A 19,498-nucleotide genomic window follows, 5' to 3' on the forward strand; every position below is an offset into this window, starting at 1 on the left:
TCCTCGTATCAGCTGCGTTTACGGTAGCCCATGGCCTTGCTGAAATGCATCAGTTCGAATCCCGCATTGAACGAGTGGATGGACTCGCTGTGTCCCACGAGCAGGTAGCTCTTGGGTTGAAGCTGTTCGAAAAAGCCTTTGAGCACTTTGATCTTCACCTGTTCGTCGAAATAGATCAGCACATTTCGGCAGAAGATGATGTCGAAGGAGCCCAGGGTTCGGTACCCGGGGTAGTCCACCAGGTTGAAGTTCTTGAACTGGATCATCTGTTTGAGTTCGGGCCGGGCCTCGAAACTTTCCGGCCCCTTCGCGATAAAGTGCTGCTTGACCTGAGTCGGGGTGAGGTTGCGCAGGGTGTAGCTGCCGTAGTTCCCCTCCCGGGCCTGGGCGAGCACCTTCTCGCTGATATCCGTAGCGATGATCTCCACCGACATGCCCCGGAGGAGCGTGTCCTTGGCCTCCTGGCAGACCATCGCCAGGGTGTAGGGTTCCTCGCCGGACGAGCATGCGGCAGACCAGATCCTGAACTTGCTGCTCATCCGCGCCTTGGCCAGGGCCACCGCATCCGGCAGGACGATCTTCTGGAAGGCTTCGATCTGGGGCGGATTGCGCCAGAAGCTCGTCTCATTGGTGGTGATCTCGTTGAAGAGGAGCTTCATCTCGTCCCGCCCCTGGGCCCCCTGGAGGACGTCCAGATAGGTCTTGTAGGACTTGAGATTCAGTTCCCCGATCCGGCGGTTGAGGCGATTCTCCAGGAAATACTGCTTGGACTCGCTGAACCAGATCCCGCACCGGGCATAGATGAAATCCCTCATGGCCAGGAATTCCTGGGGAGTCATCTGCTGTGTCATCAGTGAGGCCATGCTCAACCCCTTCCAGCAAGATCGGCCTGGGACGGCAGGACGTTAATTCAGAGTGAAGTCAGTCCTCAAGGATTACCACAGCAAAGGCCATTCCGCCATCATGCGACACGCTCCCGTGAAGATGATGGATCCCCCGGTTTCCCAACAGTTCCGCGACTCCCCCCTCCGCTCGGAGGACCCCGTCCCTAAACCTCAAACCGCGCCAGTCCCAGCCGTCCAACCCCTGCCCCAGGGCCTTCCCGAAGGCCTCACGAAGGGCCCAACGCCCGGCCATCCGCTCCGGCAGCCGCTTGCGGTTGCCCCCCAGCAGAAGCTCGGCTTCCTCCGGGTGGAGCACTCGCAGCAGGGCCTTTTCGCCATAGCGGTCGATCATCCTCTCCCACCGAGCCGCGGGACAGATGTCCGTTCCCAATCCCATGATCATGCGGCCCACCTCCCCGTCTGATCCTGATCACTATGCCCCCCGCTTATAGGGGCATTAGTGCCCAGGACAACTGCACTTGTGACATCATTCTAGTCGCCCGGAACCCTCCGGGCACCGAGGCCGGGACCCACCCTCACTATTCCAGGCAAGCCTCCGGAAACAAGGAGTCTTTGAATGTCGCAAGCCAATACAAGACCCAAACCCTTTCTACTGCCGGACTATTGCAAGGGATGCGGTCGATGCGTGCATGTATGCGTCCAGGGCTGCATCTCCTTCACCCAGGAGATCAATCCCCTGACCGGCATGGTACCCGTGACGCTTGACCTGGCCAAATGCACGGGCTGTGGCCTCTGCATCGAAGCCTGTCCCGAGCCCTATGGCCTCAAGGCCATGGAGGCAGGGGAGAGCTTCGAGCTCCAGGATCCCGCCACCCTCTTCGGTGCCAGAAGGAGTACAGCCCCCGAGCCGGTGGACATCCCAGGTCGAGTCATCCCCATGCCCTCCAGCGAGCCCCTGGTCATCAAGGGCACCTATGCCGCGGCCCTGGGCGCCCTCATGGCGGGCTGCCGCCACGTCTTCGGCTATCCCATCACCCCCTCCACGGAAGGGGCCGAGCTGATGGCCAAGCTCCTGCCCAAGATGGACGGCTTCTACCTGCAAGCGGTCTCCGAGGTCGCAACGGTCTACCACATGTACGGCTGCGGCGGCGCCGGCCTCCCCAGCCTGACCTTCACCTCCAGCCCAGGCCTATCCCTGATGCTGGAGGGCATTTCCTACATGATCGCGGCCGAATTGCCAGGCGTATTCATCGACATCATGCGGGGCGGCCCCGGCCTCGGCAACATCGGCCCGGATCAGGGCGATGTGAAGCTGGCCTGCCGGGGCCTCGGTCATGGCAACACCCACGCCATCACCCTCATGCCCAGCACACCCCAGGAGATGCTTGACCTGACCTACCTAGCCTTCGAACTCAGCTTCAAATACCGCAACCCGGTCATGGTGATGGCGGACGGTTACCTCGGCCAGATGACAGGCAAGGTGAAACTGCCGGATCACATGGTGGAGCCCGGGCTACCCGCCTGGGGCGTCTATGGCGATCTGAACCATCGCGGGAACCTGAACAGCTCCGTGTTCCTGGACGAAGCGACCATGGAGACCCGCAACCTCAAGCTCTTCGACAAGTATGAGCAGATGAAGTCCGAGGCCCGAGCCGAGTGCTTCCAGGCTGAGGATGCAGAAATCCTGCTGGTGGCCTGCAACACCCCCTCCCGGGCCTCCAAGGGCGCCGCCCAGAAACTGCGGGAGCAGGGCGCCCGGGTCGGCCTATTCCGGCCCATCACCATCTGGCCCTTCCCCATTGAACAGCTGCTGCCCCTGCTGCCCCGCCTCAAGCAGATCGTGGTGGTGGAAGCCAGCAAGAACCAGATTGAGGACGAACTCCGCCTCGCCCTCAGCCATGCGGGGATCACGGATCCCCCGCCCATCACCCATGTCCAGCGCTACGGAGGCATCCTGCCCAAGGAGAACGAAGTCGTGGCCCATGTCCAGAATCTGTTGGGGAGGGCCTGACCGTGTCCGACGCCTTCTATGGAACCTTTGACCGCCACAACGAGGGGAAGGGCCTGAAGGGCCACACCACCCACTACTGTGCGGGGTGCGGCCACGGTCTGGCCCACAAGTATCTGGCCGAGGCCATCGACGAACTGGGCATCCAGGACCAGACCGTCACCGTCAATCCCGTGGGCTGTGCCGCCTTCCTGCACTTCTACCTCGATACCGGCCACAGCTCCACGGCCCATGGCCGCGCCGCCGCCACGGCGGTGGGGCACAAGGTGGCCAACCCCGATGCCATGGTGGTCTGCTACCAGGGCGACGGCGACCTCGCCGCCATCGGCCTCGCGGAGACCATCGCCACGGCCCAGCTGGGCCTTCCCATCACCGTCCTATTCATCAACAACGCCATCTATGGCATGACCGGTGGTCAGATGGCCCCCACGACCCTGATGGGGCAGATCACCACCACCTCCCCCGACGGGCGGGACCGCCTCACCGGTGGCCCCATCCGCATGGCCGAGCTCATCGCCCAGCTGGACGGGCCGGTCTACGTGGAGCGAGTGGCCCTCTTCAGTCCCGCCGAGCGCAAGAAGGCCAAGCGGGCCATCAAGAAGGCCCTGCTGATGCAGAAAGAGCGCCGGGGTTACGCCTTCGTCGAGGTTCTGGCCGAGTGCCCCACCCACTTCAAGACCACTCCGGAGAAGGCCATGGAGTGGGTCAAGGAGCAGATGGTCCCAATCTACCCCCTGGGGGTGAAGAAGGACGCCAACTTCGAGCCCTGGTTCGAGATGCCGAAGCCCACCTTCGACCCGGCCACCTTCCTGAAGGCCGTCGGCGCAAGTTCCGAGAAGCCCGCTGGATTCTGCAAGGGCTTCCCGACCCACATCCATGCCACGGACATCAGCCTCAAGCTGGCGGGCTCCGGCGGTGACGGGGCCCAGACCGTGGCCATGCTCATCGCCAAGGCCGCCATCAATGAGGGCTTTGACGGCACCCACATCCCCGCCTACGGCCCCGAGAGCCGCGGCGGCACCAGCTACGCAGATGTCCACGTGGCCCTGGAGGAGGTCCACAACCCCGCCAGCCCGAACCCGGACATCTTCGTGGCCTTCAATGCCCCCAGCCTTGCCAAGTTCGGCCACACCGTACGCCCCGGCGGCACCATCATCTATGACAGCGCCGTAGCCAAGGACGTCAAGCCCGTGGACCCCACAGTGCGGGTCGTGGGCGTGCCCTTCACGGACATCGCCGCCGGGCTCGGCAAGATGGTGGTGAAGAACATCGTGGCCCTGGGTGCCCTCCAAGCCGCCACGGAAATCTTCCCCCAGGAGACCCTCCTGGCCACCCTCCGCGACACCCTCAAGGAGAAGGCCGCCCTGATCCCCCTGAACGAGAAGGCCTTCGCCATGGGCGCAGAGGCGGCCCGGGAAGCGATGAAAAAATAATTCAACCACGAAGACACAAAGGGCACGAAGGAACACAAAGAAAGGCCAGAAAAGCGGAAGGGGGTGCCCACGTGGAGCACCCCCTTCCGCTTTTCTTCGTGTTTCTTCCAGACTTCGTGTCTCCGTGGTGGAATTCCGCTTTTACTTCGCTGCAGCCTTCAGCGCCTCGGCGCGGTCGGTGCGCTCCCAGGAGAAGCTGTCGCGGCCGAAGTGGCCGTAGGCGGCGGTGGGCCTGTAGATGGGGCGGCGCAGGTCCAGGGCCTCGATCATGGCCTTGGGGGTGCAACTGAAGACCTCACGTACAGCCTTGGCGATGGCCTCATCGCTCACCGCGCCGGTGCCAAAGCTGTCAACGGCGATGGAAACGGGCTCGGCCACACCGATGGCGTAGGCGAGCTGGATCTCGGCCTTACGGGCCAGACCAGCGGCCACGATGTTCTTGGCGATATAGCGTCCAAAGTATGCCGCGGAGCGGTCCACCTTGCTGGGGTCCTTGCCGGAGAAGGCACCGCCGCCGTGGTGACCGCTGCCGCCGTAGGTGTCCACGATGATCTTCCGTCCGGTGAGCCCGGTATCCCCCATGGGGCCGCCGATGACGAAGCGCCCTGTGGGATTGACGTGGTAGATGGTGTCGTGGTCCAGGAGTTCCTCGGGCAGCGAGGCCTTGATCACCTCACGGATCACACTCTCCCGGATGTGGTCATTGCTGATGTGGTCGTCGTGCTGGGTGGAGATGACCACGGTATGGATGCGGGCCACGCCATCCCCGTCATACTCCACCGTGACCTGGCTCTTGCCGTCGGGGCGCAGCCAGGGAAGCTGGCCGCTCTTGCGCACTTCCGACAGACGCTGGGTGAGGGCGTGGGCAAAGTGAATGGGAGCGGGCATGAGCTCGGGGGTCTCGTCGCAGGCATAGCCGAACATCAGGCCCTGGTCGCCGGCCCCACCGGTGTCCACGCCCATGGCAATATCGGCGCTCTGCTGGTCCAGGGTGACCATGACCCCGCAGGTATCGCAATCGAAGCCCTTGACGCTGTGGTCGTAGCCGATCTCGCGAACGGTCTCGCGGGCGATCCGGGGGATGTCGATGTAGCAGTCCGTGGTGATCTCACCCGCAACCAGGATCAAACCGGTGGTCACCAGGGTTTCACAGGCCACCCGGCTGGCCGGATCCCCGGTAAGTGCGGCATCCAGGACCGCGTCAGAGATCTGATCGGCGATCTTGTCGGGATGCCCCTCGGTAACGCTCTCAGAAGTGAACAAATGCCTTCCGACTTGGGTCATTCTGGATCTCCGTTCGCAAGGGGCGGGAGAGCGGAACTGCCTTCCCGTGGGCGCGACGCGCGCTTGACCCCCACTGGCATTGTTATCTTGCAGGAAAATGGGGTCAAGGCTAACATGGGCCGTCACGATACCAAGAATTCGGTATTCATCTTCCCGACATGGAGCCTTACCTATGACCATCAAATCATTTCTGCGCCGTACGGTCAGCATCCTGGCGCTGACCGTCCTGGCCTTTACTGTCGCCTGCAATCGTTCAGTTGAAGAAAAGGAGTTCCAGGCCCTCAGCAAGAAGGCCGCAGAACTGGACGCCCTCAGCCAGAAGGCCGGCACCGAGGGGGCCGAGCAGCAGAAGAAGCTCCAGGAGGCTGGCATCAATGATGTCAAGCCCAACACCGAAACCATGCAGCTCACCGAGGACCAGAAGAAGGCCCTGGAAGAGCGCATCAAGACCGAGAAGAACAGCTCCTACCAAGCCCTGCTGCAGGAAGTCCTGGACAAGGACAAGGAGATCAAGGAGCTGAACGAGAAGATCACCAACCTCAAGAAGATCCTGCCCAGGCCGGATGTGGCCCGGGCCGGGGACAACCACTACAGCATGGCCATCCGCTTCCTGAAGAAGAAGGGCCTCTCCGAGCAGAACGCCCGCAAACTGGTCAGCCGCGTAAACATCATGGAGAAGATGGCCCCAGGTTTTGAGGTCTACCACTTCTACTCCAACGGGGTGTACGGCACCTGGGTGTCCCAGGGCAAGGCCACCATCTCCCCCAGCGAACTGCAGCGCCGTGAGCGGGAGAAGATCGAGAACGAGCGCGATACCGCCATCGCCCAGGGTGAGAAGCTCCAGGAAGAGGTAGACGACCTCGCCACTCGCAAGAAGGCCCTGGAGGAGGACATCGCCGGCCTCCGCACCGAAAAGGAGCGCATGGTCAAGGACATGGAAGTCCTCAGCACCAATAACGAGCAGATGAAGGCCAAGCTCAACTCCCTGCACTACGTCGTGGGGAACCGGAAGAAGCTTGAGCAGGCTGGTGTCATCATCGTCCCCGTCTTCGCCAAGGACCGAGCGGGTTCCAACTGGGCCGACAGCGTCTTCGACCAGTCCCTGGACCTCCGCAACCACGACACCATCAGCATCAGTGCCGCCAACCTCGGCCTGAAGAGCGTTGCAAAGGTCAATGTGGTGCCCGGCTCCCTGGAGAAGGACAAGCACTACACCCTGCAGATCAGCCCCGACAAGCAGAGCGCCACGATCAAGATCCTGGCCAAGGAGCGTTTCAAGAACGAGAAGGTGGTCTTCGCAGTCACCGACTGATCCGGAGTCAGCGGACGTTCAGAGAGAAGGCCCCATTCCGGGGCCTTCTTCGCGTTTGGGGTCACAGGAGGGGGATGAGCCCGCCCAAGCTCAGCTTTTATCCTGGCCATCCTGCCTAGCCTGTAAGTTTTGTTTTCAAACAGGATATACAGGATGGGCAGGATGAAATCCATAAACCGTTCACATCACGCCAAGCCGGGGAGCCGACCGAAAAAGCATGTTGGCCGGGGATGAACAGGATTCACGGGGATGAAAGAGGATGCTGCGGTTAGCCAGGATACTCAGGCCTGGTTCCGAGAGGGGCCGCCCATCGGTGGGCTTCCTTCATACCCGTGCATCCCCGGCCCTTACTCTTCTCATCCGGGTGTTCACTTGATGTTTCCATCGATCCGCTGGCGGGAGGTGTGAACGGTTACGAAAGCCATTACCAGGGGACTGTTTCTCCCTAACTCAGTTGACGATCTTGAGATTCCGGGGCTGCCTGGGGGTGGGCGGCTGCTCCTTGCCCAGCAGCACCATCTCCAGAAACCAAGCCACCAGGCTGGTGATAAGAGCCCCGAAGAACCCTGACCAGAAGCCGGAGACCTGGAAGGCCATTCCCAGTTGTCCGGCGGCCCACCCGGCAAAAAGGAAGACCAGACCGTTGATCACAAGGCTGAAACACCCGAAGGTGCAGGCCACGGGAAGGAAGGCCACGGTCTTGAGGAGGGCCCCCAGGGAGGCATTGAGGGCCCCTAGGATGACCGCCACGGCGATGAGTTCCATGAAGCTGCCGTGGCGGATGCCCGGCACCACCCTGGAGGCCACCAGGAGCCCCACGGCCGCAAAGAGGAAGCGCAGCAGGGTCCGCATCGGGCATCAGCCCTTGTGCTGGAGGCTGGCCTTCACGAAGGACGTGAAGAGCGGGTGGGGATGGAGGGGACGGCTCTTGAACTCGGGATGGAACTGGCAGGCCAGGAAGTAGGGGTGATCAGGGATCTCCACGATCTCCACGAAGGTCCCGTCGGGGCTGGTGCCCGTGAATGCCAGGCCCTTGGACTCCAGGATGGGCCGGAACTCCGCCTGGTTGAACTCGTAGCGGTGGCGATGGCGCTCGCTGACATCCAGGGAACCGTAGGCCTTCTGGGCCTGGCTGCCCTCCTTGAGGACGCAGGGATAGGCCCCCAGGCGCATGGTGCCGCCCAGCTCTTCCACATCCACCAGCTCCCGGAGCTTGAAGATGACGCGGTGCTTGGGGTTGTCCTCGAACTCAGTGGAATCGGCACCCTCCAGCCCCGCGACATTGCGGGCGTATTCCACGCTGGCCATCTGCATGCCGAGGCAGATCCCGAAGAAGGGAATGCGCTTCTCGCGGGCGTAACGGATGGCTCGGATCATGCCCTGGGTGCCGCGCACCCCGAAGCCGCCGGGCACCAGGATGCCGTCGCAATCGTGGAGCTGCTGGGCCGGATCCTGGTGCTCCAGTTCCTCACCCTCGACCCACTTGAGCTCCACCTTGGTCTCCAGGCCGTACCCGGCGTGGTGGAGTGATTCAATAAGTGACTTATAACTCTCCTTGAACTCCACATACTTGCCCACGATGGCGATGCGCACCGTGTTTTCGGGGTGGTGGATGCGGTGGATCAGGTCGAACCAGGGAGAGAGGTCGGGCTTGGTGTCCGTCAGGTTGAGGAGCGTGGCAACCTTGGCGTCCAGCCCCTCAATGTTGAGGTTCAGGGGCACCTCGTAGATCGTGCTGGCGTCCTTGCAGCTGAAGACCGAATCGGGGGTGACAGAGCAGAAGAGGGCGATCTTGTCCTTCAGGGACTGGGGAATCTCCTGCTCGGCCCGGCAGAGCAGCACCTCGGGCTGGATGCCAAGGACCCGCAGCTCCTTGACGCTGTGCTGGGTCGGCTTGGACTTCAGCTCCCCGGCGGCCTTGATGTAGGGGACGTAGGTCAGGTGCATGTTGATGGCGTTGCCAAGTCCCAGCTCCAGCTTGAACTGCCGGATGGCCTCCAGGAAGGGCTGGCTCTCGATATCGCCCACGGTGCCGCCGATCTCGACGATCACCACATCCACGTCCTTGGCGACCTTCTTCATGGTGGCCTTGATCTCGTCGGTGATGTGGGGGATCACCTGCACGGTCTTGCCCAGGTAGTCGCCGCGGCGCTCCTTCTGGATCACCGTGTTGTAGACGCGGCCGGTGGTGATGGTGTGGTTCTTGGTGGTGGGCACGCTGGTGAAGCGCTCGTAGTGCCCCAGGTCCAGGTCCGTCTCCGCACCGTCATCAGTCACGAAGACCTCGCCGTGCTGGAAGGGGCTCATGGTGCCGGGATCCACGTTCAGATAGGGATCCATCTTCATGAGGGTCACCTTCAGACCCCGAGCCTCCAGCAGCGCCCCCAGGGATGCCGCGGCAATGCCCTTGCCCAGGGAGGAAAGCACACCGCCGGTGACGAAAACAAACTTAGTCATGGGATACCTCAAGAAAAAACTGCAATTCCACCACCAAGACACCAAGTTAGGAAGAAAAGCAAAAGAAAGGAAAGATCAATAAGAAAAAGGTCAGAGGGCTTTGCGGCGGATGCCGTCGCGCATGAGAGGGACGTTGAAGTTCAGGAGGAGGCCGAGGCGCTTGCCAGAGAGCTTGAGATAACTCATCAACTGGGCCTCGTGGACGGGCAGGATCTGCTCGACGGCCTTCAGTTCAAGGATGACCAGGTTGTCCACCAGCAGGTCCAGGCGAAGGCCAGAGTCCAGGCGCAAGCCTTCATAGGCGATGGGAACCGTCACTTGCGTCTGGACCGGGATCTGCCGCAGCTCCAGTTCCCGAATCAAGCATTGTTCGTAGACACTCTCCAACAGCCCCGGCCCCAGGTGCCGGTGCACCTTGACCGCGGCATCCACTACTTGCCCCGAGAGCCACTCCTCCCGCTCACCAAGCGCTTTTCTTGGTGTTTCCTTCGTGGCCTTCGTGCCTTCGTGGTGGAATTCGCTTTCCACTACATCTCCTCCGGCGCCTTGATGCCCATGAGCCAGAGGCCCTGGCGAAGGGCGCGGGCCGTGGCGAGGCAGAGGGCCAGGCGGGATTCCCGCACGGCGTCGCTGTTCTCGGGCCAGAGGATGGGGCAATTGGTATAGAAGGAGCTGAAGGCCTTGGCAATGGAAAGGAGTTGGCGGGCCAGGGCCGTGGCCATGTTCTCCCGCTGGACCGCGCGGATGGCGTCCGGAAGGCCCGCCAGCTCGAAGAGCAGGTTCTGGGCCGCCGCATCCTCGAGCCCCTCCAGGCTGGTCGGCAGGGCCACTGCCTCGAAGGGGATGGCGGCCACCTCATGGTCCAGGGTCACCGTGGGTCGGCCGCGCTGGGCCCAGTCGCCGCCAGCCTTGCGCAGCACGCTCATGATGCGGGCGTGGGCGTACTGGACATAGGGCCCGGTGTCGCCATCGAGGGCCACGGCCCGTTCCCAGGTGAAGGTGATGGACTTGACCCGGTCATTGAGGGCGTTGAAGAAGAGCACCGCACCCATGCCCAGCGTCTCGGCGACCTCTTCCGCCTGAGGCAGTTCGGGGTTCTTCTCCCGGATGATGGCCAGCACCCGCTCCTTGGCCTCGTCCAGCACATCCTCCAGGAAGATGACGTTGCCCTTGCGGGTGCTCATCTTGCCTTCCGGGAGATTGATCATGCCGAAGGGGGTATGGGTCAGGCGTCCCTGGAACCAGGCATCCACCTTGCCCAGGACCGCGAAGACCTGCTGGAAGTGAAGGATCTGCTCCGCCCCCACCACGTAGAGACAGCGATCGAAGTGGTAGGTGCTCTTGCGGTAGAGCCCAGCCGCCACATCGCGAGTGGCATAGATGCTGGTGCCATCGCCCTTGAGCATCATGCAGGGCGTCTGGATGCCCATGTCCTCAAGGCGCACGATCTGGGCGCCGCCCTCCCCTTCCTCCAGGATCTTGGCGGCCTTGACCGCCTCCACGGCGCTGGCGAGCTTGTCCTCGTAGAAGGCCTCGCCATTCATGGCGTCGAAGCCCACACCGAGACGATCGTAGATGCGCTGGAAGGTGGCCAGGGAGATCTCCCGGAACCAGGTCCAGAGCCGACGGGCTTCCGCATCGCCCTCCTCCAGGCGGCGGAACCAGGCCCGGGCCTCGTCCCGCATGCCCGGCTCCTTCTCCTCTTCGGCGTGGAAGCGCACGTAGAGCTGGAAGAGACGGAAGAGGGGAGAGCGCCGCTTCTCGGGAATCTCGTCGGCCCATTCGAAGTCCTGATCGAGTTGGGGATTCTCAGCCTCCGCCCAGCGCTTGTAGGCCGCCAGCAAGGTACCGAACTGGGTGCCCCAATCCCCGAGATGGTTGAGCCGCTGGACCTTGCAGCCCAGGTAGCGGTTCGCCTGGGCCAGGGTGTGGCCGATCATGGTGGAACGCAGATGCCCGATGGTGAAGAGCTTGGCGATATTGGGGGAACTGTATTCCACCAGCACGGTCTCGCCGTGGGCCGGGGCACTGCCATAGGCGCCCGTCACCAGGAGGTTCTCCAGCATCCGGGAAGCCCGGGCCTCGGGGCGGAGCCTGAGATTCAGATAGGGGCCAGCCGCCAGAAGTTCGGCATCATCCATGACGATCTGAGTGGCCAGATCCTTGGCCAGCTGGACGGGATTGGTGCCCAGGACCTTCGCCACGCGAAAGCAGGGAAAGGCCAGATCGCCCATATCGCCGGAGCGGGGCCGCTCCAGAACAATGTCCTGCCCTGGCAACGCCTTCGCCAGGGCCATCCGGAATGCTTCCTTCAAACGTTCCATGACCATCCTTCATCCGGAGGCCTGGAGCCTCCCACCAGAATGAAGGAAGCCTGGACTTTCGAAAAGGGGCCAATTGCAGGGAATCATTTTCAACGCTGGCCAGCGTGTTTTCCGATTGACTCCCACCACCAGTGAGGTAACATGGCTATTCGCGCTTCCGGGCTGATTCCCATTCCCGAAAGCAGGAGTCACGAATGGCCAACCACAAGTCCGCAGCCAAAAAAGCCCGTCACGATGCCGAAGCCCGTCTGCGCAACCGCGCTAACCGGTCGGCAATGAGGAGCACTGTCAAGAGTTTCCTGGCCGCGATCGCCGCCGGCGACAAGGCCAAGGCCGTCTCCCTCCTGCCCGGCACCCTGGGCGTGGTCGACAAGGCCTGCCGCAAGGGCGTGATGCACAAGAACGCCGCCAACCGCGCCAAGAGCCGCCTGACCCTCAAGGTCAACGGCCTGGCCTAGTTGTCAGCTTAATAGATCAAAAAGCCTGGCTTTCGGCCAGGCTTTTTTCCGTTCAGCCCAGCCGGGCGTGAAGGGGAACCTGAAGCCGCCGCATCACCGCTCCCAGTTCCTCACCGAGGAGCGTCTGCTGGACGTACTCCCGGTCTCCAACCCGGAACTGGACGGCCTTGCAGGATTCCATCACCCTCAGCAGGTGCTCCCACGGACTGCCCGTGCGCAGTTCCGCAAAGCGCTGGACGAAGTGGTACAGGGAACAGAGCCGGATATGGGCTTCGATCCTGCGGGGGCTCCAATGGAACATGGGTCGTGGCCGAAGCCCCATGGCCTTCACCTGCCGGAAGAACTCCTCGGCGACCCGGGCCCCCTGATCGCTGAGGGCCACATCCTCCGCCGAAAGCGTGTCGTCGTCGGCGCTCAGCACACACTTGCCGTCCATCCGGGCTTCCCGGGCAATCCGGATGGGATCCATCAGCAGACGCTTGGCCCGATTCTCCCTCAGGTAGGCCCCAAAGAGCCGGGACGTGCGAAGCTCCCGGACCCTGGCCGGGTACTCGGCCTCGGAGGGATCCAGCGCCTGGAGCTCGGCCTCCAGGAGCTGCAGCACCCAGGCCCGCCATTCGCCCCTTCGGCGGGCTTCCTCCGGGTTACGGCAGAGCACATAGCGCTTTCGCCCGCCCCCTGAGTCCACGACAACCTCCTTGATCTCCAGGTTCTCCCCCATGGGTCGGTAACGCCCAGGGCGCGCCAGCACCGCATCCTTGACCTCCCTGCCACCCCGCAGGGGCACCGCCCTGATCCGACTGAACCCCTGAGCCTCACCAGCTTCAGCGGATTCCCCGATGAAGACGATCCGCTCGAGGCCCCAGGCCCTGAGATCCCGCTCCATGCGCACCATGGCATCCAGGCGGCGGGTCTCTTCGGGAAAGACCCAGGAGCGAAGGGGCACACCCTCCGGCGAAACGGCCAGCCCTACCCAGAATCGGGCATGGGTGGCGCTTTCCCGCTGGTGGGCCGAAGCAAAGGAGGGCGCCACCTCGGCCCCTTCACCGGTCTCGATCCGAAGCAGGGAAAGATCCGCGAAGACCAGATCCACTTTGGCCCCGAAGAAGTCACCATGCCTGCCGAGCAGCTCGCCTTCCAGGGTGTCCGCATGATCCAGGTAGAAGTCCAGGGCACGATAGAACTCCTCCAGCTTCCAGGCCCGGGACTCGGGGAGCCACACCCGCTCCGGCAGCCAATATTCATAACACCCGAGCTTGGAGGAGGGGTCCTCGAGCCGGTACGCCGTCAGCGCCATCAGGATCCGGTCAAAGGGATGGCCCTGCTTCTCACGGGCCATGCAGTGGCGGAGGGCCTGCCCGATGCCCAGCTTTTCCCATAGAGCATCCACCACGTGGATCAGCCCCAGATCGAATACCCGCTCGGAAGCCACCCCCGGGTCCGCCGGTGGCCCGCAGACCTTCAGGAGGCTCGCGGCAAGGCGACGAAAGATTTCAGGATCGACTTCATCCGCCCGCCCGAAGTTGTGCACCACCTGCACCCGGGCCTGGCGCTTGACCTTGTCGTAGACCGACTCGGCGAGCTGATAGTAAAGAACCTCAGATCCGTCCACCGCCTTCCGCTTGACCCCTCTGACGTACATACACAAATCTCCATTTAACTTATATTTTTTCTACACTTACATACATAATATGACACCATCGAAACAATACGGCACACATTCAAAGAATGAAAAAAAACGAGTTAAGTAGATATCAACACAAAACACAACTCATCATATGAATCAAATTCGCCCATTCAGGGCTTTAGGATCGATTCCAAGAAAAGCATTAATGCATGTTATGCAATAACAGGCATTTTGAGAAAAAAAATATTGCTCAGTCTGACAAAAAATAGCTACGTTTATCGAGCCAATCCGGCGGGGACCCATTCCTCATATCCGTTCAGTTTCATAGGCATTTTCACTTTTGGCATTTCCCCGAAGGGACTCTCCAGGCCAAGGGGTTCGCGTAGCGTGTCCCCCAATCGGCCCTCGGGCCCTTCTGTCCCTAAACGCAGTCTCATACCCGTTTCGATCTGTCACAGGAGGTCGCTAAGTGGACAAGAAAAACAAGCTCATAGCCATCGTGGGAGCAGCCAACGTGCTGGACGATCCCAAGACGCTGGAGGCCTGGTCCCAGGACGAAAGCTTCGTGCCCGCCCGCAGGCCCTGGTTCGTGGTCCGCCCCCAGAACCTGGAGCAGGTCCAGGCCCTGGTCCAGTGGGCCAACGAGACCCACACCCCCCTGGTGCCCGTCAGCTCCGGTGCGCCCCACTTCCATGGGGACACGGTGCCCAGCGTGCCCGAGGCGGTCATTGTGGACCTCAGCGGCATGAACAAGATCATCAAGATCGATCGCCGCAATCGCATGGTCTATGTGGAACCAGGCGTGACCTATGCGGAGCTGGCCCCCGCCCTGGCCGCCGAGGGTCTGCGCATCTCCACGCCCCTCAAGCCCCGCCCCAACAAGTCGGTGATGGCCAGCCTGCTGGAGCGGAACCCCACCCAGATCCCCCGCCTGAACTTCTCCCTGCCCGAACCCCTCCGCGCCCTGGGCGTGGTGTGGGGCACGGGTGACGTGGCCTTCACCGGCGACGCCGGATCGGGTCCCCTCTCCCTGGAAGCCCAGTGGCAGAAGAACCTGGCCCAGATCGACCCCAAGGGGCCCAACGCCACGGACCTCATGCGCCTCATGACCGGGGCCCAGGGCACCATGGGCATCGCGGCCTGGGCCTCGGTCCGCTGCGAGCTCCTGCCCAGCGCCCGCAGCTACCACTTCCTCCCGGCGGAGAAGCTGGAGTCCCTGGTGGACTTCTGCCACCAGCTGGAGCGCGTCCGCCTCGGCGATGAGGTCTTCGTTCTGAACGCAGCCCAGGCCGCCCGCCTCTTCGCCGCCTCCCCCGACGAGATCGGTTCCCTCCAGGAAGCCCTGCCCCAGTGGATGGTGGTGGTGGGCATCTCCGGCGCGGCCTTCTACCCCGAAGAGCGGGTGGCGGTCCAGGAGAAGGATCTCCAGATCATGGCCCAGAAGTTCAGCCTCAGCCTCCTGCCTTCCCTGCCCGGCGTCACCCACGCCCAGGTCAGCCAGGCCCTCTACGGCTGTTCCCAGGAAAACTACTGGAAGCTGGCCCCCAAGGGCGGCAACCAGGAGCTCTTCTTCCTGACCACCCTGGACAAGGCTCCTGGCTTTGTGGCCACGGTCCAGGCCATCGCCGCCGAGCTCAAGTTCCCCATCAATGATCTAGGCGTCTACATCCAGCCCCAGCACCAGGGCGTTTCCCAGCACGTCGAGTTCAACCTGCCCTACAACCCCAAGTGCGAGAAGGAAGTGGCCAAGGTCAAGGCCATCTTCGAGAAGGCCAGCGCGGCCCTCCTCGCCGACGGCGCCTACTTCTCCCGCCCCTACGGGTCCTGGGCTGCCCCCGTCTACAACCGCGACGCCACGGCCAAGCACGTTCTGCAGGTGGTCAAGAACATCCTTGACCCCAACAACGTGATGAACCCCGGCAAGCTCTGTTTCTAAGGGAGACGACTGATATGGCCCTGGAAGATTTCCGCGCAGACGCCATGCGCTGCACCCGTTGCGCCTACTGCAAATGGATTCCCTTCGATCACGTCAAGAGCTGGAAGTATGCCAAGGGCTGCCCCAGCATCGAGGCCGGGAAGTTCCACTCCTACTCCGCCGGTGGCCGCCTGGTTACCGCCCTCTCCCTCATGGACGGCCGCTCCACCGTGACCCCCGCCGTCGAGGACTCCGTATTCAAGTGCACCATGTGCGGCCTTTGTGACGTCAGCTGCAAGCTCTGCCGCTACGACATGGAGCCCCTCGCCGCCATGAGCGAACTCCGCGCCACCCTGGTGGAGGACGGCCACGTTCCCGCCCAGGTGGAACCCATCCTCAAGAGCCTCCGCACCGAGTTCAACATGCTCCAGAAGCCCCGCGCCGAGCGCGGCAACTGGGCGAAGGAACTGGGCCTCAAGGACCTCTCGAAGGAACAGGCCGAAGTGGTCTTCCACGCCGGCTGCCGATACTCCTTCGATGGCGACCTCGGCCACGTGGCCAAGGCCTCCGTGAAGATCCTCAAGCAGGCCGGGCTGGACTTCGGCATCATGGGCGAGAACGAGTCCTGCTGTGGCGGACGGGCCCACACCATGGGTCACCGCAAGGACATGCACACCCGCGCCACCCACAACCTGACAGCCTGGAAGAAGGCGGGCGTGAAGACCATCGTCACCCCCTGCTCCGACTGCTACCACGCATTCAAGCGCCTCTATGCCTCCACCGAAGGGTCCGAGATCCAGGTCCTCCACATGGTGGAGATCGTGGACCAGCTCCTCAAGGACGGCAAGCTCAAGCTCACCAAGGCCGTGAACAAGAAGGTCACCTACCACGACCCCTGCCACCTGGGCCGCCAAGGCGAGCCCTTTGTGGCCTGGAACGGCGTGGAGAAGAAGATCTTCGGTCAGGCTGTGGCCTACGAGCCCGCCCGTCCCCGCTACAACGGCGCCTTCGGCATCTACGAAGCCCCCCGCAACATCCTCAAGGCCATCCCCGGCCTCCAGTTCGTCGAAATGGAGCGCATCAAGGAATCCGCCTGGTGCTGTGGTTCCGGCGGCGGATGCAAGGAAACCTACCCCGATTTCGCGCTTTCCACCGCCAATCAGCGCCTGGATGAGGCCCAGTCCACCGGCGCCGATGCCATCGTGAGCGCCTGCCCCTGGTGCGAGCGCAACTTCCTCGACGCCAACCAGGAAGGTGCCAGCAAGCTCGAAGTCCTCGACATCATCGCTCTCGTTGAGCAAGCCCTCTAGGAGGCATCAGACATGGAAATCTCCCGAGACGCTTACCGTGCAATCGAGGACATCGTCGGAGCCGAGAACATCTCCGACGATCCAGCCTTCCTCGATTCCTATGCCTTCCAGTGGCTCGCCGAACTGGTGCGCCCCGAGAACAGCCACTACATGCCCCGTCCCTGGGCGGTGGTGCTTCCCGCCACCACCGAGGAAGTTCAGGCCATCCACCGGGTCTGCAACAAATACGGCATCAAGATCAAGCCCATCTCCACGGGCTGGTATCACTGGGCCGCCCCCATGAAGGACAACGAGCCCACCATCCAGATCGACCTCCGCCGCATGGACAAGATCATCTCCATCGACGAGAAGAACATGGTGGCCGTGGTGGAGCCCTACGTCACCTGCGCCCAGCTCCAGGCCGAAGTCATGAAGCTCGGCCTGAACATCAACATCATCGGCGCCGGATGCTCCACCTCCATCGTCGCCAGCGCCTCCACCTACTTCGGCGCTGGCCCTTCCAGCTACTACATGGGCAACAACTCGGACAACCTCCTGGGCCAGGAGTGGGTGACCCCTGCGGGCGATGTCGTCCTGACGGGCTCCCTCAGCTCCGACTGCGGCTGGTTCTGCGGCGAGGGCCCCGGCCCCAGCCTCCGGGGCGTCACCCGCGGCAACATGGGCTCCCGTGGCGGCCTGGGCACCTACACCAAGTGCGCCATCAAGCTGGCCCCCTGGCACGGCGCCGCCGTGCTGGAACCCCAGGGCCCGCCCCCGGCCTACCGCCTGCCCATCCCCGAGAACACCCGGGTTTACACCATCGGTGTCCCCTCCTGGGATGCCTTCGCCGAGACCTACCTCAACATCTACGACAATGAGATCGGCTACATCTTCCACCGCCAGTTCAACCTGGCGGGCGCCGACCTGGCCCCGGCCCTGTGGCTCACCTACCTGCGCCCCGATGGCACCATGAACGATGTGGAGACCGCCTCCAAGGATCCCGAGATGCAGAAGTTGGCCGACGAAGGCCGCATCTCCTTCCAGATCATCCTTCAGGGCCGCTCCGTGGATGAGGTCAAGCTCCAGGACAAGATCCTGGACGCCATCATGGCGAAGACCGGCGCCTACAAGGTCGGCCGTTTCTGCGAGCAGGACTTCGCCGAATTCACCCACATGTATCTGCAGCGCCTGGGCCACAAGCACTGCAACTTCATCTGGGTGGGCGGCTACATGGGCTCCTGGATGCAGGCGGGCATTCCCGACTTCGTCAAGAACTACTCCCCCGTGGCTATCGATGGCTTCTATCGCGACCAGAAGCAGAGTGACGGCCTGGTTCAGTGCGGCGGCGACGCCCTCATGGGCTGCGGCAGCTCCATCAGTGGTGGCGGTTACTTCGGCTTCGAGCAGTTCGTCAGCTACGATCCCAACGACAAGGCCTCGGTCCAGGCCTGCGTCAAGCACATGTATGACGCGATTGATGACTGCAAGGCCAACGGCATCCCCCTGGGCAAGGAGTACATCTACCTGATGATCGGCTGGCCCGACGAGCAGATCTGGAACGACTTCTCCAAGGCGCCCCAGACCTTCGTGCTCCACTTCCAGCGCAAGATCAAGGAGCACTTCGACCCGCGGGAACTGGGCGACCGCAACTACCCCTGGCTCCCCAAGGGCATGGGCCAGCCCAACTTCATCACCCAGAGCTGAGCCGGTAATCCAAGCCTGAAACAAGCCCAGTCCCCGTTCATCCCCGGCTAAAAAACAGGGACGGACGGGGACGAAAAGCCAGACTGTTCCTGGCCTCCCTCACCTGCGCTGACAGAACTTCACCTGTAATATCCCCTTCATCCCCTTCATCCTGGCTCAATTTTGCTTTTAAAAAGAATTAGCCAGGATAAAGGGGATGAAGGGGATAAAGAAAAAGCTTTCAATCCCTGCAAAGGAGACTATCCCGTCATGACTTCCCAGCGTTATTTCACGACCGACGAATCCCTGGCCGTCGACCCCATCAGCGGTCAGAAGCCCACCAAGCTGCGCTACTACGCGGGCGGCCAGTGGAAGGATTCCAAGACCACCAAGTTCATGCCCTGCCACAACCCCTCCACGGGCGCCGTCATCGCCATGGCCCCCACCTGCACCGCCGAGGAGGTGGAGGATGCCATCCAGGCCGCCGACCAGGCCTACCCCGCCTGGCGCGATACCCCCGTGTCCGCCCGTGTCCAGGTCCTCTTCCGCATGAAGACCCTGCTGGACCAGCACCTCGATGAGCTCACCGAGATCTGCGCCCGGGAGAACGGCAAGAACTGGGACGAGTCCAAGGGCGATGTCCTCAAGGTCATCGAGGTGGTGGAGTTCGCCTGCGGCGCCCCCCACATCATGAAGGGCGAGTCCGTCATGAACGTCTCCAGAGGTTTCGACACCGTGCGCTTCAATGAGCCCATGGGCGTCTTCGCCGGCATCGCCCCCTGGAACTTCCCCTCCATGATTCCCCAGGGCTGGATGGCCCCCATCTGCATCGCCACCGGCAACTGCATGGTCCTCAAGCTCGC

15 protein-coding genes and 1 pseudogene are annotated in these 19,498 nt (G+C 62.6%); 8 read left to right on the plus strand and 8 right to left on the minus strand.

Translation table 11 applies throughout. The annotated features are described in order from the left end of the window. Positions 1 to 8 precede the first annotated feature (8 nt). A complete protein-coding gene (locus tag HOLFODRAFT_RS0216965) occupies positions 9 to 863 on the minus strand; it encodes a CheR family methyltransferase (RefSeq protein WP_005033455.1) in 855 nt (284 codons plus the stop codon). 58 nt (positions 864 to 921) lie between these two features. Continuing rightward, positions 922 to 1,287 (minus strand): holo-ACP synthase, encoded by a 366-nt coding sequence (locus HOLFODRAFT_RS0216970; RefSeq protein ID WP_005033454.1) that lies wholly within the window; start codon positions 1,285 to 1,287, stop codon positions 922 to 924. Between the two features lie 174 nt (positions 1,288 to 1,461). On the opposite strand from HOLFODRAFT_RS0216970, the gene HOLFODRAFT_RS22015 reads away from it, so the two are divergent. Together HOLFODRAFT_RS22015 and HOLFODRAFT_RS22020 are read left to right on the plus strand one after the other, a co-directional pair. After that, positions 1,462 to 2,856, plus strand: coding sequence for a 4Fe-4S dicluster domain-containing protein (locus HOLFODRAFT_RS22015; protein ID WP_005033451.1), 1,395 nt, complete (start codon positions 1,462 to 1,464; stop codon positions 2,854 to 2,856). Between the two features lie 2 nt (positions 2,857 to 2,858). Continuing rightward, entirely contained in the window at positions 2,859 to 4,286 is a 1,428-nt protein-coding gene (locus HOLFODRAFT_RS22020) for a 2-oxoacid:acceptor oxidoreductase family protein (RefSeq protein ID WP_005033450.1), read from the plus strand. Positions 4,287 to 4,427: 141 nt separating this feature from the next. On the opposite strand, the gene metK is transcribed toward HOLFODRAFT_RS22020, so the two are convergent. Beyond that, entirely contained in the window at positions 4,428 to 5,570 is a 1,143-nt protein-coding gene (gene metK, locus HOLFODRAFT_RS0216985) for a methionine adenosyltransferase (protein ID WP_005033447.1), read from the minus strand. Positions 5,571 to 5,742: 172 nt separating this feature from the next. Here metK and HOLFODRAFT_RS0216990 point away from each other — a divergent pair, with 172 nt between their 5' ends. After that, a complete protein-coding gene (locus HOLFODRAFT_RS0216990) occupies positions 5,743 to 6,882 on the plus strand; it encodes a V-type ATP synthase subunit I domain-containing protein (protein WP_005033445.1) in 1,140 nt (379 codons plus the stop codon). Between the two features lie 450 nt (positions 6,883 to 7,332). Here HOLFODRAFT_RS0216990 and HOLFODRAFT_RS22025 read toward each other — a convergent pair whose 3' ends face one another. From HOLFODRAFT_RS22025 to argS, 4 genes are all read right to left on the minus strand, one after another. Further along, positions 7,333 to 7,734, minus strand: a complete 402-nt coding sequence (locus tag HOLFODRAFT_RS22025; protein WP_005033443.1) for a phage holin family protein — start codon at positions 7,732 to 7,734, stop codon at positions 7,333 to 7,335. Positions 7,735 to 7,740: 6 nt separating this feature from the next. Further along, positions 7,741 to 9,339 carry a CTP synthase gene (locus HOLFODRAFT_RS0217000; RefSeq protein ID WP_005033441.1) on the minus strand — a complete coding sequence of 533 codons (1,599 nt, stop codon included), beginning with the start codon at positions 9,337 to 9,339 and terminating at the stop codon, positions 7,741 to 7,743. A gap of 90 nt (positions 9,340 to 9,429) precedes the next feature. After that, positions 9,430 to 9,867: a GxxExxY protein gene (locus tag HOLFODRAFT_RS0217005; protein WP_005033440.1), complete on the minus strand. Its 438-nt coding sequence runs from the start codon at positions 9,865 to 9,867 to the stop codon at positions 9,430 to 9,432. Next, positions 9,867 to 11,663 carry an arginine--tRNA ligase gene (gene argS / locus HOLFODRAFT_RS0217010; RefSeq protein ID WP_005033438.1) on the minus strand — a complete coding sequence of 599 codons (1,797 nt, stop codon included), beginning with the start codon at positions 11,661 to 11,663 and terminating at the stop codon, positions 9,867 to 9,869. Before argS ends, HOLFODRAFT_RS0217005 begins: the two co-directional genes overlap by 1 nt. Positions 11,664 to 11,857: 194 nt before the next feature. Here argS and rpsT point away from each other — a divergent pair, with 194 nt between their 5' ends. After that, positions 11,858 to 12,121 carry a 30S ribosomal protein S20 gene (gene rpsT / locus HOLFODRAFT_RS0217015; protein ID WP_005033436.1) on the plus strand — a complete coding sequence of 88 codons (264 nt, stop codon included), beginning with the start codon at positions 11,858 to 11,860 and terminating at the stop codon, positions 12,119 to 12,121. Between the two features lie 52 nt (positions 12,122 to 12,173). On the opposite strand, the gene HOLFODRAFT_RS0217020 is transcribed toward rpsT, so the two are convergent. After that, positions 12,174 to 13,763: an IS1634 family transposase gene (locus HOLFODRAFT_RS0217020; protein ID WP_005033435.1), complete on the minus strand. Its 1,590-nt coding sequence runs from the start codon at positions 13,761 to 13,763 to the stop codon at positions 12,174 to 12,176. 454 nt (positions 13,764 to 14,217) lie between these two features. Here HOLFODRAFT_RS0217020 and HOLFODRAFT_RS0217025 point away from each other — a divergent pair, with 454 nt between their 5' ends. From HOLFODRAFT_RS0217025 to HOLFODRAFT_RS25430, 4 genes and pseudogenes are all read left to right on the plus strand, one after another. Further along, a complete protein-coding gene (locus tag HOLFODRAFT_RS0217025; RefSeq protein ID WP_005033433.1) occupies positions 14,218 to 15,684 on the plus strand; it encodes an FAD-binding oxidoreductase in 1,467 nt (488 codons plus the stop codon). Between the two features lie 14 nt (positions 15,685 to 15,698). Next, entirely contained in the window at positions 15,699 to 16,973 is a 1,275-nt protein-coding gene (locus HOLFODRAFT_RS0217030) for a (Fe-S)-binding protein (protein ID WP_005033431.1), read from the plus strand. A gap of 12 nt (positions 16,974 to 16,985) precedes the next feature. Further along, complete coding sequence (locus HOLFODRAFT_RS23575; RefSeq protein ID WP_005033429.1) at positions 16,986 to 18,656, plus strand: FAD-binding oxidoreductase; 1,671 nt, start codon at positions 16,986 to 16,988, stop codon at positions 18,654 to 18,656. 375 nt (positions 18,657 to 19,031) lie between these two features. Continuing rightward, positions 19,032 to 19,498: pseudogene (locus HOLFODRAFT_RS25430) on the plus strand (aldehyde dehydrogenase family protein); the annotation flags it as partial.

It is taken from the genome of Holophaga foetida DSM 6591 (assembly GCF_000242615.2).
GTDB lineage: Bacteria > Acidobacteriota > Holophagae > Holophagales > Holophagaceae > Holophaga > Holophaga foetida.

What these genes read in the sequence shown, in the direction of transcription:
- rpsT (WP_005033436.1), top strand. Translation starts at nt 11,858, where the DNA reads ATGGCCAACCACAAGTCCGCAGCCAAAAAAGCCCGTCACGATGCCGAA.
- HOLFODRAFT_RS0217000 (WP_005033441.1), bottom strand. Translation starts at nt 9,339, where the DNA reads ATGACTAAGTTTGTTTTCGTCACCGGCGGTGTGCTTTCCTCCCTGGGC.
- HOLFODRAFT_RS0216990 (WP_005033445.1), top strand. Translation starts at nt 5,743, where the DNA reads ATGACCATCAAATCATTTCTGCGCCGTACGGTCAGCATCCTGGCGCTG.
- HOLFODRAFT_RS23575 (WP_005033429.1), top strand. Translation starts at nt 16,986, where the DNA reads ATGGAAATCTCCCGAGACGCTTACCGTGCAATCGAGGACATCGTCGGA.
- argS (WP_005033438.1), bottom strand. Translation starts at nt 11,663, where the DNA reads ATGGAACGTTTGAAGGAAGCATTCCGGATGGCCCTGGCGAAGGCGTTG.
- HOLFODRAFT_RS0216965 (WP_005033455.1), bottom strand. Translation starts at nt 863, where the DNA reads ATGGCCTCACTGATGACACAGCAGATGACTCCCCAGGAATTCCTGGCC.
- metK (WP_005033447.1), bottom strand. Translation starts at nt 5,570, where the DNA reads ATGACCCAAGTCGGAAGGCATTTGTTCACTTCTGAGAGCGTTACCGAG.
- HOLFODRAFT_RS22015 (WP_005033451.1), top strand. Translation starts at nt 1,462, where the DNA reads ATGTCGCAAGCCAATACAAGACCCAAACCCTTTCTACTGCCGGACTAT.
- HOLFODRAFT_RS0216970 (WP_005033454.1), bottom strand. Translation starts at nt 1,287, where the DNA reads ATGATCATGGGATTGGGAACGGACATCTGTCCCGCGGCTCGGTGGGAG.
- HOLFODRAFT_RS0217030 (WP_005033431.1), top strand. Translation starts at nt 15,699, where the DNA reads ATGGCCCTGGAAGATTTCCGCGCAGACGCCATGCGCTGCACCCGTTGC.
- HOLFODRAFT_RS0217020 (WP_005033435.1), bottom strand. Translation starts at nt 13,763, where the DNA reads ATGTACGTCAGAGGGGTCAAGCGGAAGGCGGTGGACGGATCTGAGGTT.
- HOLFODRAFT_RS22025 (WP_005033443.1), bottom strand. Translation starts at nt 7,734, where the DNA reads ATGCGGACCCTGCTGCGCTTCCTCTTTGCGGCCGTGGGGCTCCTGGTG.